Here is a 19,235-nt window from a genome sequence, read left to right as displayed (position 1 = left end):
CTACTTTTTATAAAGGAGAAATCATGTATGATACAACGTAACCATATTTTATATAACCAGCCCCGCGCTCATACAGTCGGTAATGTAGAATATATAAACAATGAATGGGTATTCTTTGATGATGAAAATGATGAAGCATTTTTATTAGAAGATATTGCCGAAGATGGTTTTGAGATTTTATATAACAACAACTGGCTACCAGCTCGTTTCTATGAACAAGATATATTACAAATCGCCAACGAACAGCACCACCTGCAAAACGGGGAAATGATACGTATTCGAAAAAAATTACTTCTTAGCTATAATGAATGGCTCGAGGAATTACCTGACTCTGTGTTCACATTATTAACCGAATCATTGCAATCACTTCACTACTCTTTATATGATTGCATGTATTGTCATAATTATTTATCTTTCTTACCGAAAGAGGAGTCACGCGAAGGAGTAAATATTCTTTTGTTTGATAACGAAGAGATGATCTGTACACTACAGCATCATTTCGTCCGTCACACTACATCCAATAAAAACATGTTCCGTTTTACGAAAGTAAATGGAGAAGAGTTACATATCGATGCGACATAAAAAGTAAAAACCACCTTAGCTCCCAAGTCTTTGAGATTATAAGGTGGTTTTATTTTCTTTATTAGAATACTTGCCAACCAATCGGTAATTTCAGTCCAAGGTAAAATACTGCTACTAATGCAACAATAAATAGCCCCCAAACTGCCCCTGTTGCTTTGTTCTTGCTCATTTTCACAAGAACCATTTCCATTCCACCGATAACTAAAATACCAGCTATCATTTTTAAACCATACCACATGTGCATGTTACTTGTTGCAGTCTTCATAATCCCCATGTACAACATGAAACCTGTCACAATAATGATAATGTACATAAGACGAAGCCCCATATGTACACCTTTACCTTTTCTTCCTGCTGAATAAAGTGAATACGCAACGAAGAATAAAATTAAACCTAACGCCCATGCTGTAATATGCATATGTACCATCGTATCCCTTACCTCCTCTTTTCACACTTTTTCACTCTATATGATAACATGTTCATTTATTTTCAGGAAATGTTTCGCTTTTTTACATTTAAATGCTATAATATTTAGAGTATTTACAAACTTCTTGTAATAACAAAAGGGGGAACAATCATGATTCAAACTAAGGATATTATCGAACTTACAGACACATATGGAGCAAATAACTATCACCCACTTCCAATCGTTATTTCTAAAGCAGAAGGTGTTTGGGTAGAAGATCCTGAAGGAAACCGCTATATGGACTTATTAAGTGCATATTCTGCAGTAAACCAAGGTCATCGTCACCCGAAAATTATTAACGCTTTAATTGACCAAGCTAATCGTGTTACGTTAACTTCTCGTGCTTTCCATAGCGACCAATTAGGTCCTTGGTACGAAAAAGTTGCGAAACTAACTAATAAAGAAATGGTACTTCCAATGAATACAGGTGCTGAAGCTGTTGAAACTGCAATTAAAACAGTTCGTCGCTGGGCTTATGATGTGAAGAAAGTAGAAGCAAACCGTGCTGAAATCATCGTTTGTGAAGATAACTTCCACGGACGTACAATGGGTTCTGTTTCTATGTCTTCAAATGAAGAGTACAAGCGTGGATTCGGTCCAATGCTTCCTGGCATCGTTGTAATTCCTTACGGTGATTTAGAAGCATTAAAAGCCGCAATTACACCAAACACAGCAGCATTCATTTTAGAGCCAATTCAAGGTGAAGCAGGAATTAACATCCCACCAGCTGGTTACTTAAAAGAAGCTCTTGAAGTATGTAAAAAAGAAAACGTTTTATTCGTAGCAGATGAAATCCAAACAGGCTTAGGCCGTACTGGTAAAGTATTCGCTTGTGACTGGGACGATGTAACTCCTGACATGTACATACTTGGTAAAGCCCTTGGTGGCGGTGTGTTCCCGATCTCTTGTGTTGCAGCAAACCGCGACATTTTAGGTGTATTTGAGCCAGGTTCTCATGGTTCTACATTCGGCGGTAACCCACTTGCATGTGCTGTTTCTATCGCAGCTCTTGAAGTTTTAGAAGAAGAAAAATTAACAGAGCGTTCTCTTCAATTAGGAGAAAAATTAGTTGGGCAATTAAAAGAAATTGATAACCCAATGATCACTGAAGTTCGCGGTAAAGGTTTATTCATCGGTATCGAATTAAACGAGCCAGCTCGTCCTTACTGTGAACAACTAAAAGCAGCTGGTCTACTATGTAAAGAAACACACGAAAACGTAATTCGTATCGCACCACCTCTAGTAATCTCTGAAGAAGATTTAGAGTGGGCATTCCAAAAAATTAAAGCTGTATTATCGTAATAATAGAGAGGTTGTCCAACATGTTGGGACAACCTCTTTCTTTTTATATTCAATTATATTAAGATAGAATTGTAATTTTCTGTATTTTAAATTCATAAAGGAGGTGCGATATGCTACTAAGATATGGTAAACATATTAACTATTTAGCTACAGCGTTTATTTTAGTTACATTCTTTAGTTTCCTACTTTCCACAACATGGCTTCATTACTCAACTCCTACTACACTCACACTACTGAAAGCATCATTTTGGACTGCTGTTATTCTTACTATTATTGGATTTGGACGAGAAAAAAGCGCACTTGCGGTTATATTATTTGGCATTTGTACACTTGCATTAATTGGTCTTTACACTTTTGCCGTTATCGATTATCTCTATAATCCGAGACCATAGAAAAGAGCTATCTTTATACAAGATAGCTCTTTTCTCATTTCACTACATTTCGCAAAGTACCAATTCTTTCCACTGTAATGACCACTTCATCACCAGCATGTAAAAACTTCGGTGGTGTAAAACCTTTTCCGACACCAGCCGGCGTTCCTGTTGCGATAATATCGCCTGGTTCTAAAGTCATTCCTTTGCTTATCGTTGAAATAATTTCTTCTATTGAAAAAATCATTTTATTTGTGTTGGAAGTTTGCCTTACTTCTCCATTTACTACCGTTTCAATGTGTAATGCATTCGGCGTTTCAACCACCGATTTATGAATTAAATACGGTCCCATCGGACAAAATGTATCGAAGCTTTTCCCAAGGAAAAACTGTTTATGTTTTCTTTGAATGTCTCGAGCTGTTACATCATTTATAATCGTATAACCAAAAACATGCTCAAGCGCTTTTTCTTTTTTAATTTGCTTCCCTCGCTTACCAATAATGATAGCTAGTTCTCCTTCGTAATCTAGTTCGTCCGTTGCGTGAGGGTGACCATTAATTTGCTCATTTATGCCAATAACTGTTGTTGGTGCTTTCGTAAAGATCATTATATTTTCTGGAATAGACTCTACTCCGCCCATTTCTACCGCATGCTCACGATAGTTTTTTCCAACGCACAAAATATTCTTTCTTGGCCTTGGAATCGGCGCTAATATTCTCACCTCTGTTAACGGATAATACGCCGCTTCCCCGTTCTCTTTTGCCCAATTTACAATTTCACATACTTTCTCAAAACATTCAGTCCCTCTTTCAATACACTCTAACATTGTAATAGGGATTGTAACCTTTTCCCCTTTTTGTCTTTGCGCTTCTCTTAAGTGTAATACCTTTTCTTCTTCTTCATCCACAATACCTACAAATACCTTTTCTTCTTTCTTCGCCGTTACAAAACGCAATATTTCCACTCTCCATCCTAAAACTCATGCCCTTTAATTGTATTCGCATCCGCAAGAAAAAAACCTTCTCATGCACGCTAATTTTTACAATATTCTTCTCGCATCTTATTCGTTACTTATTCATTATTTAGCATAAAATGTAGAAATTTTACTTTTTTTAGCGAAGGCATTTCTTTTTTATGATTTTTTTGTATAATATGTACTACATATATACTAAAAATTTCATTTAGAGATGGAGCCGATTTCAATGTTTGAGCAAGCTATTGAAAAAAAACGTGAAAAAATGATCTATTTTGCTGAACGCTATGGAATGACTTCTCAAAGAACAGTGGATTGTAGCCAAGAACTGGACAGGCTCTTAAATGTAATTTGTCATGTACATACGGATTTACACCCTACTCAAACGTTCAACACACACACGCAATAACGCGTGTGTTTCTTTTATTTCAAAAAAACACACATTTTATTGGAAACGCCCATACAATAGTAGAAAAGAAAATTTTAAAAACGAAGGGTGTTTTGTATGCCAGCTATGGTCGGACATATTCGTATCGTCAATATTGGATCAAGTGGTATTTTTCATATTGGAGATGTATTTGCGATTAGGCCTATTAGTTACTCACGTGCTTTCGCCGGGGCCGGTTCTTTCAACGTTGGAGATAATGTTTCTGTCTACAATTATCAAAGTGCAACGACTGTCAACGATTCAGATGTAATCGATCAAGCGATAATTGGCTCAACTTAAAGGAGGCAATTGAATTGAATTTTTATGTAAACCAAAGTATCATCATCAACAGTATTAAAATTGATAGCATTACAACCTCTTCTGTATTCCAAATCGGTACTGCCGGAAGTATTAAAGCACTATCTAAATTTTCAAATACGGGCGGATTTACGGAGCCACTTCGCCCATTACAGGCAAAAGGACAAATTATTTCTATCAAACCATCAACTAGTTCTTCTTAAGACATCCTTGTCATAAATATATAGCAGGAATATTTTTACCCTCCCTATTGAAAAGGAGGTTTCACAAATGAATCAAGATATATATACTTACTTACACCAACTTCAACAAGCTCTTCAAACACAACAAGCAGCCATCCTGAATTTAGAAGATCAAGTGCGCCAACTCCAAGAAGAGCTTAACGAATTAAAAAATCGCCCCTCCTCTTCTGTAGGAAAAGTGGAATACAAATTCGATCAATTAAAAGTCGAAAATTTAAATGGTACTTTAAATATTGGTTTAAACCCATTTTCAGCAAAAGGACAACAAATTGAAGATTTTCAAGTGGATACAGAAACATTGAAGGTAAATCCTGAAACCGAAACAAATCCAGACTTTTATCAAGGTATCCTCCAAGAAATGCATCGATACTTAGATGAAGAAGCATATAATCGTATTCTCCATTTTGAACAAGAAGAGAGAACACCGCTTGATGAAATGTATCGACAAATGATGGTGGATGACATAAAAAAACAGATGGAGCATCGACTCCCTTATTATTTATCACAAGTTCAATCACATGAAGGTATTTCAACAGATCCAGATTATTTACGAGATATCATTATTCAGGCAATGAAACAAGATATTGACAAAGCCTTTCTCTCCTTTATTCAGCACATACCGGGAAATTTCCGAAAGGAGTAAGTATGTATGAACCTTAACGTTGTAAACCGTGAGTTAAAAGTCGGGCAGATTAAAATGAACGGTGTATCGTCGTCTGCACTCTTTTTAATTGGAGATGCAAATCTCCTCATTCTATCTTCTATTCTCGATACACCATTTGAAACAGTTACAGAGGGTCCATTTGTACCATTAGTAACAGATGTCCCTCCTACTCCAGGTTAAGGAGACTGAAAAATTATGTTGCATCATGTGTCTATTGTCCAAAATGTTTCTATTGTTTCGTTAGGGATTGCTGCCGTATTTCAAGTTGGAGATGCAAACCAAATGGAATTAAAAAGTAGAGCCATTGCCGTCCACCGTGAAATTCCTTGTTATATACGGGGAGAAGGTCGCTTTGATGCTTTTGAAATCTTTACAGATGAACACATTACAATTCCAAAACGAACGACAGATGTAAAATTAAACATTGTAAATGAATGCCCTTTTATTGAAGTTAATAACGTTGAATTACGGACACTTTTAAATTCTGGTTGCTTTCAAATTGGAAATGTTGATTATGTTTTTAATAACTCTCGTATTATGCAAATCCGCCAATATATTACGGATGAACCTTCCGCACAATAATTCATATAGTAATTAAAAAGCTTAGTAAAGTAGGTGGATGGTATGCCTTCGGTTGTAGGAAATCTCGTCGTTCAAAACAGTAACGGCTCTTTCAACTTAGGAGATTTTTATAACGTGTCTCCGAAAGAAAACACGAAAGCCTATAATGGATCTGGAGCTTCCAATGTTGGGTTTGTTGTGAATACTTTTAGCGGTGTTAGTGCAACAAATACGTTTGATTCTGATGTGGCAGATCAAGATCAGATTGGAACAGCGTAAAAAAAGTAGGAGATATTCTCCTACTTTTTTCTTTTATCTAATTCAAAATTATTAAAATGAAATTTTAATAAGCAAGAGCTTTACTGTCCACAAATAGTAGTATAAACAAGTAAGTAGTGAAGAGACACTATTTCGTTTTATTTAAATGATAACCCGCTCTCCTCCAAAGCCTTTCTAAGCTTCGGCAAAGACGCAGGTCCCATACCATGCAATTTTAAAATTTCTTTTTCACTATATTTTGAGAGTTCTTCTACAGTTTGAATTCCATGGTGTTCTAATGCCCTTCTTGCTGGTGCTGAAAGAAGAGAGAGAAAACCTTCTTTTGGTTTTCTCTCTTTCTCACAGGTTGGGCAAGTTGGACAATCGCTACTTTTATAATACTCGTGTCCCTGTTCACAAGTTCTTAACGTTTTTTCCGTTACCATTTTCAAGCCCCTCTATTCTTCAATATTTACAACGTGATTCCCATCAAAGAAATATAAACATTTCTCTTTCACAGGATGTTGTAAGCTTTTTTCGAGTGCTTTTGCATATAACGAAAGTTGCACTTTATATCGATCTTCTAAAATTGGTTTTGCTTGTTCGAATCCGCCTGGGAATTTCCCTTCAATCGTATCTGTTTTGAAGTCGATTAACGTAATGCCATCTTCCTCTTCAATCATGCAGTCGATAACCCCTTGAACAAGAATCGTTTCTTCACTCTTCCCTTGCCAATCTTGATATGCTTCTTCTGCTGCAAGCATCATCGTAAATGGTACTTCACGCTCTACACTTTTTGCCGCTAATACCCTTTTACCTAAGTCACTGTCAAAGAATGAAATTACTTTTTCAATTGCTATTTCTTCCGCCTGCTCGAATGTTAATAATTCCTTATTTACCATTCCCGCGATTTGTTCTTGTAGCGTTTCGGCCGTAATCGGTTTCTTCAAATCTACATGCTGCATAACGGCATGGACTGCTGTTCCACGCTCTGCGTACGTTAACCCTTTTTTCTCCATAAAGCGCGGACGTGTTTTAATTGGTGCACGTAGTTTTTTAATAAAGGCGTTATCGCTACCTTCTTCAGATTGATAATTTCTCTTTATTTCTGTAACAGATTGCTTCGCACGATGAGATGTCGCATCCTCATATCCGTACTTCCACATTAATCTGTCGTACACTTCTTCTTTCCGTTCACTTTGCAGGGGAACAGCCTTTTTCTCACGAAGCGCTTCTAACAATTCTTGTTTCTCTTCTTGAACTGGCTCTGGTGCAAGTAGCGTGTTACCGTCCACAACTTCTACTTTCCAGCTAGTGTCATACCCGTAAATTTCATCTGGAATACTTCCTTGTCCTAATTCAAGAAGCATTTCACTATCACGGTGTCTATATAATGAAGGTGCAATCCAGTCTAAATAACAAGACGCTCCAGCACGTATGTGATCTGGTAATAACCATTCACTATGTTCCCTCGCATCAAGCCATTTTTCCATTTCCTTATTTGCATCCTTAACTGTGCCGATTAAAATTAACTTCTCTTTCGCACGCGTCAATGCTACGTATAGTACGCGCATTTCTTCCGCAATTAATTCCATTTTCATTTTACGCTTAATCGCAAGCTGTGATAATGTTGTATATTTAATTCGTTTACGCGGATCGATAAATTGCGAACCGAAACCGAAATCTTTATGCAATAAGAAACGTTTCATTAAGTCTTGTGTATTAAAACGACGACCGAGTCCAGCTACAAATACAACTGGGAACTCTAACCCTTTACTTTTATGAATCGTCATAATGCGAACAACGTCTTCTTGTTCACCGAGAGCCCTCGCCGTACCCATATCATCACCGCGTTCTAAAATACGTTCAATAAAACGTAAGAAGCGGAATAATCCTCTAAATGATGTTGCTTCATATTGTCTTGCACGGTCATATAGTACGCGTAAGTTTGCTTGTCTTTGCTTTCCTGCTGGTAAACCGCCAACGAAGTCGTAATAACCTGTCTCACCGTACACTTTCCAAATTAAATCAGAAAGGGATTGTTGACGGGCAAATTCACGCCATCCTTGCAGTAAATTATAAAACCACTCTAATTTATCATGAAGTTCTTGCTCTTCTTCAAGCGGTGCTCCTTTTAAGAACGAGCTCATTACTTCATAAAATGACCCTTTCTTCCCATGAGCACGAAGCGTCGCAAGGTCTTCATCATTTAGTCCCACAATCGGTGAACGAAGTACAGCTGCAAGCGGAATATCTTGCATCGGATTATCAATAACGCGGAATACGTTCATCATAATATTTACTTCTGTCGCTTCAAAATAACCCGTCGCAAGGTCAGCATATACTGGAATTCCTTGCAATTTTAACTCTTCCATAATTTGCGGCGCCCACGGCATCGAGCGGAGTAAAATAACGAAATCACGGTATTGTACAGGGCGCATACTATCCGTTTTACGATCATACACTTCATAACCTGAATCAACCATCGCTTTAATACGCTGCGCCATAAGACGAGCTTCTAGCTGTGCTTTTTCGACTTCTGCACCTTCTTCACCGTCTATTACTTCTTCTTCCGTTTGCTGAATACATAATAGCTCTGCCGCTACATCTTCACCTTCTGGATAGCTAGCACCTAGCTTTAATTCAGCGTCAGCATCGTAATCGATTTCCCCAACTTCTTCGCCCATAATTTGTTTGAAGATGAAGTTCGTTCCTGCTAGCACTTCATGACGACTACGGAAATTTTTCGCTAAGTCAATCTTCATTCCGCCGCCCGATCCTTCTTGCGTAAAGCGTTTATACTTTCCTAGGAATAAGCCTGGTTCGGCTAGTCGGAAACGATAAATTGACTGCTTTACGTCGCCAACCATGAACAAGTTTCCTTCACTCTCAGAATCTTTCGTTACAAATTTAATAATGGATTCCTGTACAAAGTTCGTATCTTGATATTCATCGACTAACACTTCAGCAAATTTATTACGATATTGAAGCGCTACTGCTGAAGGATTCATTTCACCATTTTCACTTTGTTCACTTAAAATTTGTAAACAGAAATGCTCTAAATCTGTGAAATCGACCATTCCTTTATCTCGCTTCATCGCTTGGAAACGCTCTGTAAATACTTTTACAAGTTGAACAAGCTTTTCTAATACTGGGTGCATATCTTGAAAATCTCGTAAGAAACTTTCAGGTTTGCGGCTAAATAACTCTTCTTGTAATTTCTTCACTTCATCTTTCGCTTTATTACGAAGAGAGTCTACTTGTTTTACAACATCTTCATTGTAATCACTTTTCTTAATACGCTTTAACGTTTGCCACGATACGTTTTGCATCGCTTCATACAAACTTGTCCACGACTCACGAGCAGCTGATGATAGCGTTCCAAGTAATGCTACATCTGCTTGCAGGGTTTCAATGCGAGGCGCTGGACCGTCAGGAAGCATCGCGAGTTCAGTTGCCTTACGAATATGCTGTTCCGCTGTTTCAAGCTGGAATTTCACATCTTCTAATAAATAAGAAGCATATACTAAATCTTCAATTGTCTTTCCTTCTACGTCATATGCTTCTACTAATTTATCAAGCCATTTTTCCGGATTTGGATGCGCTCTTGACTCTGTATGAAGCGCTAAAATCATACGTTGTAAGTCATCATCACTACGGTCACTCGTATAACGATCAACAAGTTCAAAGAAAATTGTATTATCTTCGATTCCGTACTCTTCTTCTAATATGTCATCTAGCACTTCTTCTTTTAACAATTCATTTTCTGTTTGGTTCGCAATACGGAAACGAGGATCAACATCAAGCATGTAGTAATATCCTCTAATTACTTGTAAACAGAATGAGTGAATTGTTGAAATGGAAGCTTTATTTAATAGGCTCAGCTGCTTTCTTACGTGTTGAGAGCCTGGTTCATCAATTAATACTTTTTCTAACGCTTCCCCGATTCGGTTTTTCATCTCTTGCGCTGCTGCATTCGTAAATGTTACAACGAGCAGGCGGTCGACATCGACTGGATTCTCTTCATTAATAATCTTTTTAATAATACGTTCAACTAATACTGCTGTTTTACCTGATCCAGCTGCAGCCGCAACTAAAATATCACGCCCGCTCGCTACAACAGCTTTCCACTGGTCATCTGTCCATTGACTACCTTCTGGTTTTTTAGGCCAATTTTCTATCATTCTCCGCCAACCTCCTCTCTTATTTTCTCCATCGCTTCGCTATCTTTCATATCTTTTAACGATCGGAACTGATTATCTTCAAGTGACTCATCAAATTGACAAACAGACTTGAAGTTACAGAACGTACATGCTGCTTTATTTCCCATTTTATAAGGAGCAATATCGATAACACCTTCTGTAATATCTTTTCCGATATTTTCAAACGTATGGTGTACATATTTTTGCAGTACGTTAAACTCTTGCTCACTTGCAATACTTGAACGCGCACTAAAGCTACCGTCTTTTTTCAGGCCAGCAGAAATAATATCTGAGCTCCCTGTTGAAAGTTTGTTATCCATTAAACGAACAACGTCAGCATCTCCTAATACGAGTCCTTTCATTTTAAATTTCTTTAAAATTTCTTTTTCAATTTCAGCTTCAGATGCGTCACCTTTCATCTCAACGATTGGGTTATGAATATGGAAATACAATACACCAGCTGGTGATGCTGCGTGGCCTTTTTTCATCCACGTCTGTGCATTCGAAGTAACGACATCTAAATACGTTAACATTTGAAGTGCTAATCCGTAATACACTTCCGTTAAATCTAACGCTTTTGAACTTGATTTATAATCAATAATACGTAAGAACGTCCCGTTTTCATCTTCTGCCTTATCAACACGGTCAATACGGCCGACCACTTCCATCTTCACACCATTTGGTAATGAGAATTCCATCGGCGGAAGTGATCCTGTACCACCCATACCGAACGGCACTTCTAAATCAACTGGTACGAATCCGCTTGACTTCGCATGTTCACGAAGAATGATTGAAGTACGGAAAATGATTTGTTGTAGTTTTTGTTTTAAATAGAAATGACGGTTTGAACTTAATAAAATTTGTCGTTGTAATAACGGTGCGATTTCTTCTATTACTAAAACAGAAAGATGCTCACACTCTTTTATGGATAAATCCGCCCAAGTACGGTTTTCACGCAATAACTTGTCCGCAATTTTCTTTAATGCCGCATGGAATAATTCGCCGATGTCTGGCGCATCAAGCTTGAAAATATCACGCTCTCTAAGCGATAAACCGTGCTGCGCAAAATGAGCGTATGCACAACGATTAAATAGTTCCATACGAGAGACGCTTCCTTTAATTATATCTCCGTATAAATCTCTACTTACTGCTGTACTTAGTTTCTTCGCACGATTTCGATAGAATAAACTTGATAAGACGCGGCTACTTTTTTGTTTCCATTCATCTGAAGTTACGTAGAAATTATATACGTCCCACCAAAAGTCTAAATTTCCTTCAAATCCGTATCGCTTCCACGTTTGTAGTTGCTGCATAACGTAAGATAACGTTACTTCTGGCGTTGCTACATATGAAATTTGTTCTGAACGTGATAAATCATTTACATCATTCGTAATAAATGAATCTTTCACATTAGGGAACATTCTTTTTATTTTCTTAATAAAGCTAGACGCAAGTAACGTCTTTCCTTCTTCATCTGCAAGCGGGCATGAAATGTATAACTTCTCAGATGCTCTCGTTACCATTTGATACATAACGAACTGTTCTTCTAACAAAGTTTGTCTCGTCGTTGGCGCTAATTCAATCCCTGCCGCACCAAGAACTTCTCTTTCCTCATCAGAAAGCATACCTTCATCCATAGGTGCTGCTGGAATGACACCCTCATTTACACCTATAATAAACGTTGCTTTCACGTCAGATAACCTGGAGTGATCAATATTAGCAATTAACACTTGGTCTAATGACGGCGGAATGTTAGCAAATTGAAGTGCCTCAAGACCTGTCGACATAACGTCAGTAAACATAGAAAGAGACATTTTCTCTTCCCCAAGCATCTCTACAAATGTATCAAGAAGGCTCATTACTTCTTCCCATACTTGTTCATGATCTGTCGCAAATAAGAAATCTCCACTTTCTTCTGCACGTATACGTAATTCTTCTAGTTTCTTCGGAACATCCAGTTCTTCTAAAAACAAGTAAACTGCTTCACACATTTGCATAACTGTTCCTGCACGCTTTAACCTTTTTTGCATGCGAATAACAGGTATTCTTACAACGTCACGTAGTCTATTTATTTTCTCTTCCATTTCACGTTCACTGTCTGTAATCATCCCGTTCGTATCATCAAGAGAACGATAACGACGATACATCCATGGATCCTCTGAAGTCCATCTCTTTCCTTGTACACCGTACGCTAAACAGTAATTTTCAAATTCATCCATTTCTTCACGCATCGTTTCTTTTCTTACGTCTAATGGATATAAAAGCTCTGTTTTCACGCAGCGGAACACCGCATCATAACGCCAATTCCCACTAATAATCTCGAGTGCAGAACGAATACATTCTACCAATGGGTGGTGTGACATCGGGCGCTTTTCATCGATGAAGTGCGGGATATTGTAATCTGTAAATAACGTTCGCATCACATCGTAATAACTTTCCCCATTACGAAGAAGCACTGCAATATCTCGGTAACGATATTTTTCGTCCGCAACAAGTTTACGAATTTCACGAGCAACACCTTCTACCTCCGCTCGTAAATTCGCAGCTGTACTAATCGTTACACTCGCTTCACCGTTAAATTTTTCATTCGGACGCGCTTCATAATGAGCTTCTAAATGCGCTAATGCTGGAGAATGAAAACGCGGCTGTTCCATAAGTGGAATTGTTTTTTCAATTTCTATTTTCTCTTCACGCGCTACTTGTTTTATTTTTTCATACGTTAACGTCGTTTCATAAAATAAATCGAGTTCATTTACTGGCTGTGCTAACGTTTTTTCATCTATCGTTAACGTGATCGTAACTTTCGCTCCGCAAATCATAAGCTGTCTTACAATCTCTAACTCTTGCGGGGAGAATGAATGAAATCCATCTATATAAATTTCCGCACCATTTACATATTCAGACTGCGGAAGCTTTTCCACTAGCAATTGCAGGTAGTCTTCTGAATCTAAGTATTTTCCAATTAAAGCACGTTCAAAATCATCGTATAGTAACTGTAAATCATACACTTTATTCGCTAGTAACTTTTGTTCGGCACTGCTACTATGCGCATCTAATTGTTGCCACATTTCATATACGTTAGATGGCGTTACATTGTAACGTTTAAACTCCGCGATCATACTGCCAAGATGTTCAAAGAAACCATTTTGCTCCGCTGCTTTTTGGAACACCGATAATCCATCTTTACGAGACTCTACAATTTTACGGAGTAACATATGTACACCAGCTTCATCAATATGAAGACGACTCGCTCCGCCAACTTCTTGCAGCACCTTCCACGCTAATCGTGAAAAACTAAAAACTTGTGCCCGAATAGAACCTCTTACATCCTCACTTCCAATTAACGCCTGCTGCGTCTGGAATGTCATCTGTTCTGGCACAAGATATAATATTGTTTTCCCTCTCGGGCGCTGTTTTAACTCTTCTTGCACTTCACGTAAACAAAGTGTACTTTTTCCACTTCCCGCTCTACCAATCACAAATCGAAGTGACATGTAACCCCACCTTTCACTTACATAACGAACGTTAGTTTGCTACTATAATTGTATTATAGTACACGAAAAAAGACAAACTGAGTTGTTTGTCTTTTCTATACTTCTACTTCATTATATCAACCTTTTGAAAAATTCGTTTGTACCTCTTGAATTGGCCAATATCGCAAATCAACTTTACCGACGACTGTATCAGCTTTTACAAAGCCAAAGTGTCTACTATCCCAGCTCCCGAGCCGGTTATCACCTACTACAAAAATAAACCCGGGTGGCACCAGCTTTTCTTTCGTTAACTCTTCTAATGTAAAGTCGCCTGTTAGTTGCCTTCCATTTATCTCTTTCTTATACTTCTCTAGATACGGCTCATCAATAAATTGTCCATTTATATATAACTTATCATGCTTATATTCAATATGATCTCCAGGTAAACCGATAATTCGCTTTACATAGTCCTCTTTTTTATTCGCATGAAACACCACAACATCAAATCTGTTCAAGTCCCCAACTTGATAACTCACCTTATTTACAACGAGCATATTGCCATCTTGCAATGTCGGCATCATTGACTTCCCCTCTACAACATACGTTGAAAAGAAAAACGTTCGAAAAAATACAGCTAATAATACACCAATTAAAATTGTTCGTATCCACTCTATGCCTTCTTTTTTCAAAGTTTTCTTCATCTGCTTCTCCCCTTATCCTTTAATACTGAAGCTTTCCTTTACAAAGAAGACTATTCTTAATGTAGTTCTAACTTTACTTCGATTTTCTTACCGACATACCATAAAATAAAAATACCAATCGCTACAATGACTGATTTCACCGGGTTATGAATAAATGACATTAAATCATGACCGATATACGTTAAAATAAAAATCATCACAAGTTTTCCGAATGCTAACGCTAGACCAAACTGTTTTACACTAATTCGGGATAAACCAGCGACAACATTTATGAGCGCTGACGGTGTAAACGGAAAACAAAATATAACAAAAATCGGTGCGAATCCTTTCCTTTCAATCCACCCCATTGCTTTTCGTACTCTCTCATGCTTATTTACAAACGAAAAGAAACGACTGCGACCAAAATGGCGGATGATGAAAAAGACAAGTAATGCACCCATTACTGATCCAAGCCATGAATAAAGAAAACCGATCCAAAAGCCAAATGCAACAGCATTCGCCAGTACAAATACGATAAGCGGTAATGCTGGAATCAACGCCTCTATCATCGGTAAACCAATACCAAGAAGTGGTCCGAACGCTTTATAACTCTCAACAATATGATCCATATTTTCTGGTGAAAAATACTCTTTGATTGTCTGAAAATCCATTCTACACTTTACCCCTTTACTCTAAATACTATCCCTACTGTATCATCGCTTATATGAAAGAGGAAATGGTAGATACGACATATGGAGATGCATTTATTAAAGTTTCCATATCTTTCATAAGAATTCCTTCATTATTTAGCTATGATAATCTATCAATATTCGACAGGACATGTCGTTCGTTTTGTTATTTAGATGGTTTTCCGATTTTTTATCGGTAAATGAAATTACACTGGTGATTTTCTAAATATATCGCTTTATCTATACAGCCCGACCCCCACCTAACTTTTTTGCTTTCGCTGAATTTTGAGGTGGGGGTCTTACTGCCCACAAATAACGGGATAAACAAAAAAAGAATGGGGATTCCCCCATTCTTTCACACCTCGCCTTCTTTCACAAAATACACACTCTCATAAGCGGGTCTTAATGTTGATTCCTCTTTTTTATCAACCTCTTTAAAACAAGGGCTCCCTTGTTTTTTCCTACGATCTTCATATTCAGTACGTAATTTCGCTGTACGATTTTGTTGATTTTCAAAACTAGTTTTTGATATTTCTAATTTCACAGCAAAGCCATTTATAAATCTAATAATAAGATTTCCATCTTTTAATTCTTTATTACTTTCAATATAAAAATGAGACAACCAAGCGCACTCTTTTCTAGAGTAAGAATAGGTAGGGAAAAAATAAAGTTGATCTGCTGGACTAATCGCAATCGGTGCTTTATGTGTAATATGAGTTAACTCTTTCGTTCCTTCTTTTCTGCCTAAGAAACTAGAGCCATGCTTGCGGCAACTTCTTTCTATAATATCTAGAGGTTTTTGAAATACGAAAAAAGAATCATTCATTTCAACGACTCGCGTAACAATTTTCTTTTCACTTAGAATAACAGGAAGTAAGGCCATCGTATTTTTCGTTACAACATAATTTTCGACATAGCGTTCCACTTTACTTTCCATACTCCATTATCTCCTTTTTTCCATTTATATTAGCAGCTGCATATACAATTTTAGCATCTATGAAAAGGAAATAGCTTACAAGTTCCGCTTTTTTACAATTTTTTATCATTTATCAAACATTTGTTAAATAAAAAAATCACGATATAGTAATGATTTAATTTTAAAGTTATAAAAACAGCATTTATACTACCTATAAATATTTATTATCCCTTCCTATTTTCACATCATGAAAACAATTAACTTTGCTATAATTAAAATGTAAATCCAATATATGGAGGGCCACTATGAAGGAAAAAGAGATCCAACCATCGATTCAAATGAAAAATAGCAGCGTCATTATCGTGAAAAACTCAGCTAGTATTATATTCGGTTTATTTTTCATTCTGCTATTCTTTGCTAAACCGTTTCGTAAATCAAAATGTCCAGAATGTAAAAAACGTGAGAAGAAAAAATCAGGGCAAGAACAATAAAAGGCCTTCCTTTATGGAATGCCTTTTTACATTTGTAGTATCATTTTATTTATTCTTCTTCACCCTAAAAAAACTATATTTTCTTTCAAGGTTCTCTACATCTTTTTTGATTTGTAATATGATCCTTATATAAAACATGAGAAAGAGTATTTGTACTTGTTACCCGCTTTTAATTTTTATTAAACACTTCAAATTTGTACATCTTTATCCATCACTAACAATTCGTTAATTAGTTAACTTTGTAATATAAGTTTTGTATATAATTTCATTCAAAAACACAATATATATAAGTGGCTATTTATAATTATATTGCTTTTTATCGAATTCCAAAAAGGAGCTGTATACTATGGATAAAGAAAATCTATTAAGTCAGCAGGTTAATAGCATTCCCTCAGATGCTCTGAATACCCCTAGTAAGGAACAAGAACAACTGTTAGAAACATCATCTCAAAACGTACAAAATTCCAACAACAATGCTAACAAAAAAGATGTTACTCAAGGTCTATCTAGAAAAGATTTCCCCATTTCAACAGAGAAAACAAATTTATAGTTATTTACTATCATACGCAGCAAATACTCTTGCTGAACTAACTCTTCTACAGAAACTAATACGCATTTCCGATAATTTTTTACCAGTTTTAACATAAAAAAAGAGATTTACATATAAAAACAGGCTCTGGAAAAATTTTCTCCACAACCTAAAAAAAGGATGGCATTAGCCATCCTTTTTTTTATCATCAACTATAAAATTATAGTTTGATTACGTTTTTAGCTTGAGGTCCACGGTTACCGTCTTCGATTTCGAAGCTAACTTTTTGACCTTCTTCTAGAGATTTGAAACCGTCAGTTTCGATTGCAGAGAAATGTACGAATACGTCGTTTCCACCTGGAACTTCGATGAAACCGAAGCCTTTTTCGTTGTTAAACCATTTTACTTGTCCTGTTACTGCCATAATTATTTCCTCCTAAGAAAATACAAATTTTAAATTTTTTAGTCTTCCTGTCTAAAAAAAGAATCCACACATTATCAAATACGAAACATAAACTAGTTCTCACATACTTTTTCTCGTTCGTTTTCAGCACTTGATAACATATGGATTGCTTAATTTAACTATTCAACTGACATCATCATAGCACATTAAAATAAAATGTACAATCTTTTTCTAAAATGGAATTTCTAATTTTTAGTATTTCTTATAAAATATAATTATCTCTATTCCAAATAAGGAGGAATTTATGAACAATAAAATTCCTAGAAAAACATTAAAAAGAATCGAAGAGGATATTGAAAATAATAATCTTGGAAAAGCAAGAGACAGATTGCACGGCCTCATCTTTACATACCCAAATGAATTACATCTTCGAAAACAACTCGGAGATATTTATTATACATTACAATATCCAGAAATGGCTGGACGTTACTGGTATCTAGAGGAGCATAAAACAGACATAATGCATGAATCATGTTTATTATTTGAAAAATCAATGGGAAATAGTCCTCATCATATTGCACGTGCTTTAAAGTTTAAAGGCGATTCTAACCATATAAAAAGTTTGTATAAAGAGCAACCTTTATCTTCAGTGCAGAAGAAAGTAGCAGAGGAGTTAATTTATGAGTATAAAGAAACATGGCAAGATAAGCTAGTCCCTTTTGGCTGTCTAGCATTGCTTGCTTCCCTTCTCTTTTCTGCCATTGTTGGTCTATTCACTATTTGGAATTGGATTTTTTAATTATAGGGGGAATTTTCACATGTCAAACTACGCTAAAGAAGAAAGGCTAACAGGGGGAAACGTCTCAAGCGTATATCGTTCTGAAAATACTGTTCGGCGAGAGTTAAAGCCAGGCAGTGAAAAGATTCATAAGCTATTACAACATTTAGAAAACAAAGGATTTCATTATGCTCCAAAGTTTTTAGGTGTAGATGAAAAGGATAGAGAGATTTTATCCTTTATTGAAGGAGAAGCTGGCAATTATCCTTTAAAAGAATATATGCGATCTAATGATGTATTAAAAGAAATCGCAAAGATGCTCCGCCTTTACCATGATGCTGTAAGTGATTTTCCGTTATTAGATGATTGGAAACCGATGGATCATACTCCAAATAACATTGAGGTTTTATGTCACAATGATTTTGCCATATATAACATTATTTTTAATAATGAGAAGCCAGTAGGGATTATTGATTTCGATGTTGCTGCTCCTGGTCCAAGACTATGGGATATCGCTTATACACTCTATACTTGTGTGCCTTTAAGTAGAGTGTATTATACAGAATCCGGTGAAGCCGTTCATTATGACTCATCGCAACATGCAGATTGTATTAAAGAGAGAATGAATTTGTTCGTTCAGTCCTATGATAAAAATATGGATGAAGATTACTTAGGAATGGTGTTGCTTCGATTAGAAGGGTTATGTACATATATGAAACGAAAAGCACAAGAAGGCGACTTGAATTTCCAAAGAATGATTGATGAAGGACATCTAGAGCATTACGAGAAAGATATGAAGTTTATTCGCGATCATGGAGCTGAGTGGAGTTGATTTAGTAATAAAGAAAAGTTAGTATCGTTTTTTGCCGGTAAATCGATATTTCTTTTCGAATCTTTTAGAAAATAACAA

The 19,235-nt window shown here is 36.5% G+C and carries 23 protein-coding genes; 14 read left to right on the top strand and 9 right to left on the bottom strand.

The features are described 5' to 3' along the window. The first annotated feature begins 27 nt into the window (after positions 1-27). Complete coding sequence (locus tag ACS2FK_RS06815; protein WP_000616066.1) at positions 28-582, top strand: DUF2777 domain-containing protein; 555 nt, start codon at positions 28-30, stop codon at positions 580-582. Between the two features lie 61 nt (positions 583-643). Here the strand turns inward: ACS2FK_RS06815 and ACS2FK_RS06810 are convergent, their stop codons facing one another. Continuing rightward, on the bottom strand, positions 644-1,009 hold the full coding sequence (locus ACS2FK_RS06810; protein ID WP_000233490.1) for a YisL family protein: 366 nt from the start codon (positions 1,007-1,009) through the stop codon (positions 644-646). 150 nt (positions 1,010-1,159) lie between these two features. Between ACS2FK_RS06810 and rocD the strand changes: the two genes are divergently transcribed. Both rocD and ACS2FK_RS06800 read left to right on the top strand, forming a co-directional pair. Beyond that, positions 1,160-2,350 (top strand): ornithine aminotransferase, encoded by a 1,191-nt coding sequence (gene rocD / locus ACS2FK_RS06805; RefSeq protein WP_000616660.1) that lies wholly within the window; start codon positions 1,160-1,162, stop codon positions 2,348-2,350. A gap of 110 nt (positions 2,351-2,460) precedes the next feature. Then, entirely contained in the window at positions 2,461-2,742 is a 282-nt protein-coding gene (locus ACS2FK_RS06800) for a hypothetical protein (RefSeq protein WP_000926859.1), read from the top strand. A gap of 34 nt (positions 2,743-2,776) precedes the next feature. Here ACS2FK_RS06800 and ACS2FK_RS06795 read toward each other — a convergent pair whose 3' ends face one another. Next, the gene (locus ACS2FK_RS06795) at positions 2,777-3,676 is read right to left on the bottom strand and encodes a fumarylacetoacetate hydrolase family protein (RefSeq protein WP_063546778.1); all 900 of its coding nucleotides are present in this window, start codon (positions 3,674-3,676) and stop codon (positions 2,777-2,779) included. A 247-nt stretch (positions 3,677-3,923) separates the two neighbouring features. Between ACS2FK_RS06795 and ACS2FK_RS06790 the strand changes: the two genes are divergently transcribed. The 7 genes from ACS2FK_RS06790 to gerPF all read left to right on the top strand — a co-directional run bounded on the left by ACS2FK_RS06790 (position 3,924) and on the right by gerPF (position 6,185). Beyond that, positions 3,924-4,103, top strand: coding sequence for an aspartyl-phosphate phosphatase Spo0E family protein (locus tag ACS2FK_RS06790; RefSeq protein ID WP_000462857.1), 180 nt, complete (start codon positions 3,924-3,926; stop codon positions 4,101-4,103). 96 nt (positions 4,104-4,199) lie between these two features. Beyond that, positions 4,200-4,421: a spore germination protein GerPA gene (gerPA, locus tag ACS2FK_RS06785; protein ID WP_001111187.1), complete on the top strand. Its 222-nt coding sequence runs from the start codon at positions 4,200-4,202 to the stop codon at positions 4,419-4,421. A gap of 14 nt (positions 4,422-4,435) precedes the next feature. Further along, on the top strand, positions 4,436-4,642 hold the full coding sequence (gene gerPB, locus ACS2FK_RS06780; RefSeq protein ID WP_001012508.1) for a spore germination protein GerPB: 207 nt from the start codon (positions 4,436-4,438) through the stop codon (positions 4,640-4,642). A gap of 67 nt (positions 4,643-4,709) precedes the next feature. Further along, entirely contained in the window at positions 4,710-5,324 is a 615-nt protein-coding gene (gerPC, locus tag ACS2FK_RS06775) for a spore germination protein GerPC (protein ID WP_063546776.1), read from the top strand. Between the two features lie 6 nt (positions 5,325-5,330). Further along, on the top strand, positions 5,331-5,525 hold the full coding sequence (gerPD, locus tag ACS2FK_RS06770) for a spore germination protein GerPD (RefSeq protein ID WP_001052807.1): 195 nt from the start codon (positions 5,331-5,333) through the stop codon (positions 5,523-5,525). Positions 5,526-5,540: 15 nt separating this feature from the next. Further along, entirely contained in the window at positions 5,541-5,927 is a 387-nt protein-coding gene (locus ACS2FK_RS06765) for a spore germination protein GerPE (protein ID WP_063546774.1), read from the top strand. Between the two features lie 42 nt (positions 5,928-5,969). Beyond that, positions 5,970-6,185 carry a spore germination protein GerPF gene (gene gerPF / locus ACS2FK_RS06760; RefSeq protein WP_001141570.1) on the top strand — a complete coding sequence of 72 codons (216 nt, stop codon included), beginning with the start codon at positions 5,970-5,972 and terminating at the stop codon, positions 6,183-6,185. 137 nt (positions 6,186-6,322) lie between these two features. Here the strand turns inward: gerPF and ACS2FK_RS06755 are convergent, their stop codons facing one another. The 6 genes from ACS2FK_RS06755 to ACS2FK_RS06730 all read right to left on the bottom strand — a co-directional run bounded on the left by ACS2FK_RS06755 (position 6,323) and on the right by ACS2FK_RS06730 (position 16,145). Continuing rightward, positions 6,323-6,610 carry an RNA polymerase alpha subunit C-terminal domain-containing protein gene (locus ACS2FK_RS06755; RefSeq protein WP_000255723.1) on the bottom strand — a complete coding sequence of 96 codons (288 nt, stop codon included), beginning with the start codon at positions 6,608-6,610 and terminating at the stop codon, positions 6,323-6,325. Positions 6,611-6,622: 12 nt separating this feature from the next. Next, positions 6,623-10,348, bottom strand: a complete 3,726-nt coding sequence (gene addA, locus ACS2FK_RS06750; protein WP_063546772.1) for a helicase-exonuclease AddAB subunit AddA — start codon at positions 10,346-10,348, stop codon at positions 6,623-6,625. Further along, entirely contained in the window at positions 10,345-13,860 is a 3,516-nt protein-coding gene (gene addB, locus ACS2FK_RS06745; protein ID WP_063546770.1) for a helicase-exonuclease AddAB subunit AddB, read from the bottom strand. Before addB ends, addA begins: the two co-directional genes overlap by 4 nt. Positions 13,861-13,976: 116 nt before the next feature. After that, positions 13,977-14,540 carry a signal peptidase I gene (gene lepB / locus ACS2FK_RS06740; protein WP_000751897.1) on the bottom strand — a complete coding sequence of 188 codons (564 nt, stop codon included), beginning with the start codon at positions 14,538-14,540 and terminating at the stop codon, positions 13,977-13,979. Positions 14,541-14,596: 56 nt separating this feature from the next. Beyond that, positions 14,597-15,190 (bottom strand): TVP38/TMEM64 family protein, encoded by a 594-nt coding sequence (locus ACS2FK_RS06735; RefSeq protein ID WP_000347515.1) that lies wholly within the window; start codon positions 15,188-15,190, stop codon positions 14,597-14,599. A gap of 373 nt (positions 15,191-15,563) precedes the next feature. Further along, positions 15,564-16,145 carry a competence protein ComK gene (locus ACS2FK_RS06730; protein WP_000444444.1) on the bottom strand — a complete coding sequence of 194 codons (582 nt, stop codon included), beginning with the start codon at positions 16,143-16,145 and terminating at the stop codon, positions 15,564-15,566. Between the two features lie 284 nt (positions 16,146-16,429). Here ACS2FK_RS06730 and ACS2FK_RS06725 point away from each other — a divergent pair, with 284 nt between their 5' ends. Beyond that, positions 16,430-16,615, top strand: a complete 186-nt coding sequence (locus tag ACS2FK_RS06725; RefSeq protein ID WP_000659558.1) for a hypothetical protein — start codon at positions 16,430-16,432, stop codon at positions 16,613-16,615. 346 nt (positions 16,616-16,961) lie between these two features. Next, the gene (locus tag ACS2FK_RS06720; RefSeq protein WP_000356914.1) at positions 16,962-17,165 is read left to right on the top strand and encodes a hypothetical protein; all 204 of its coding nucleotides are present in this window, start codon (positions 16,962-16,964) and stop codon (positions 17,163-17,165) included. 199 nt (positions 17,166-17,364) lie between these two features. Here ACS2FK_RS06720 and cspA read toward each other — a convergent pair whose 3' ends face one another. Next, positions 17,365-17,568, bottom strand: coding sequence for an RNA chaperone/antiterminator CspA (gene cspA, locus ACS2FK_RS06715; protein ID WP_000301523.1), 204 nt, complete (start codon positions 17,566-17,568; stop codon positions 17,365-17,367). Between the two features lie 283 nt (positions 17,569-17,851). Here cspA and ACS2FK_RS06710 point away from each other — a divergent pair, with 283 nt between their 5' ends. After that, positions 17,852-18,346: a DUF6584 family protein gene (locus ACS2FK_RS06710; protein ID WP_023521410.1), complete on the top strand. Its 495-nt coding sequence runs from the start codon at positions 17,852-17,854 to the stop codon at positions 18,344-18,346. 19 nt (positions 18,347-18,365) lie between these two features. After that, on the top strand, positions 18,366-19,157 hold the full coding sequence (locus ACS2FK_RS06705; RefSeq protein WP_023521409.1) for a phosphotransferase: 792 nt from the start codon (positions 18,366-18,368) through the stop codon (positions 19,155-19,157). The last annotated feature ends 78 nt before the right edge of the window (positions 19,158-19,235 follow it).

It is taken from the genome of Bacillus cereus group sp. BceL220 (genome assembly GCF_051776965.1).
GTDB lineage: Bacteria > Bacillota > Bacilli > Bacillales > Bacillaceae_G > Bacillus_A > Bacillus_A cereus.
This window is presented reverse-complemented; position numbering and strand designations above follow the sequence as displayed.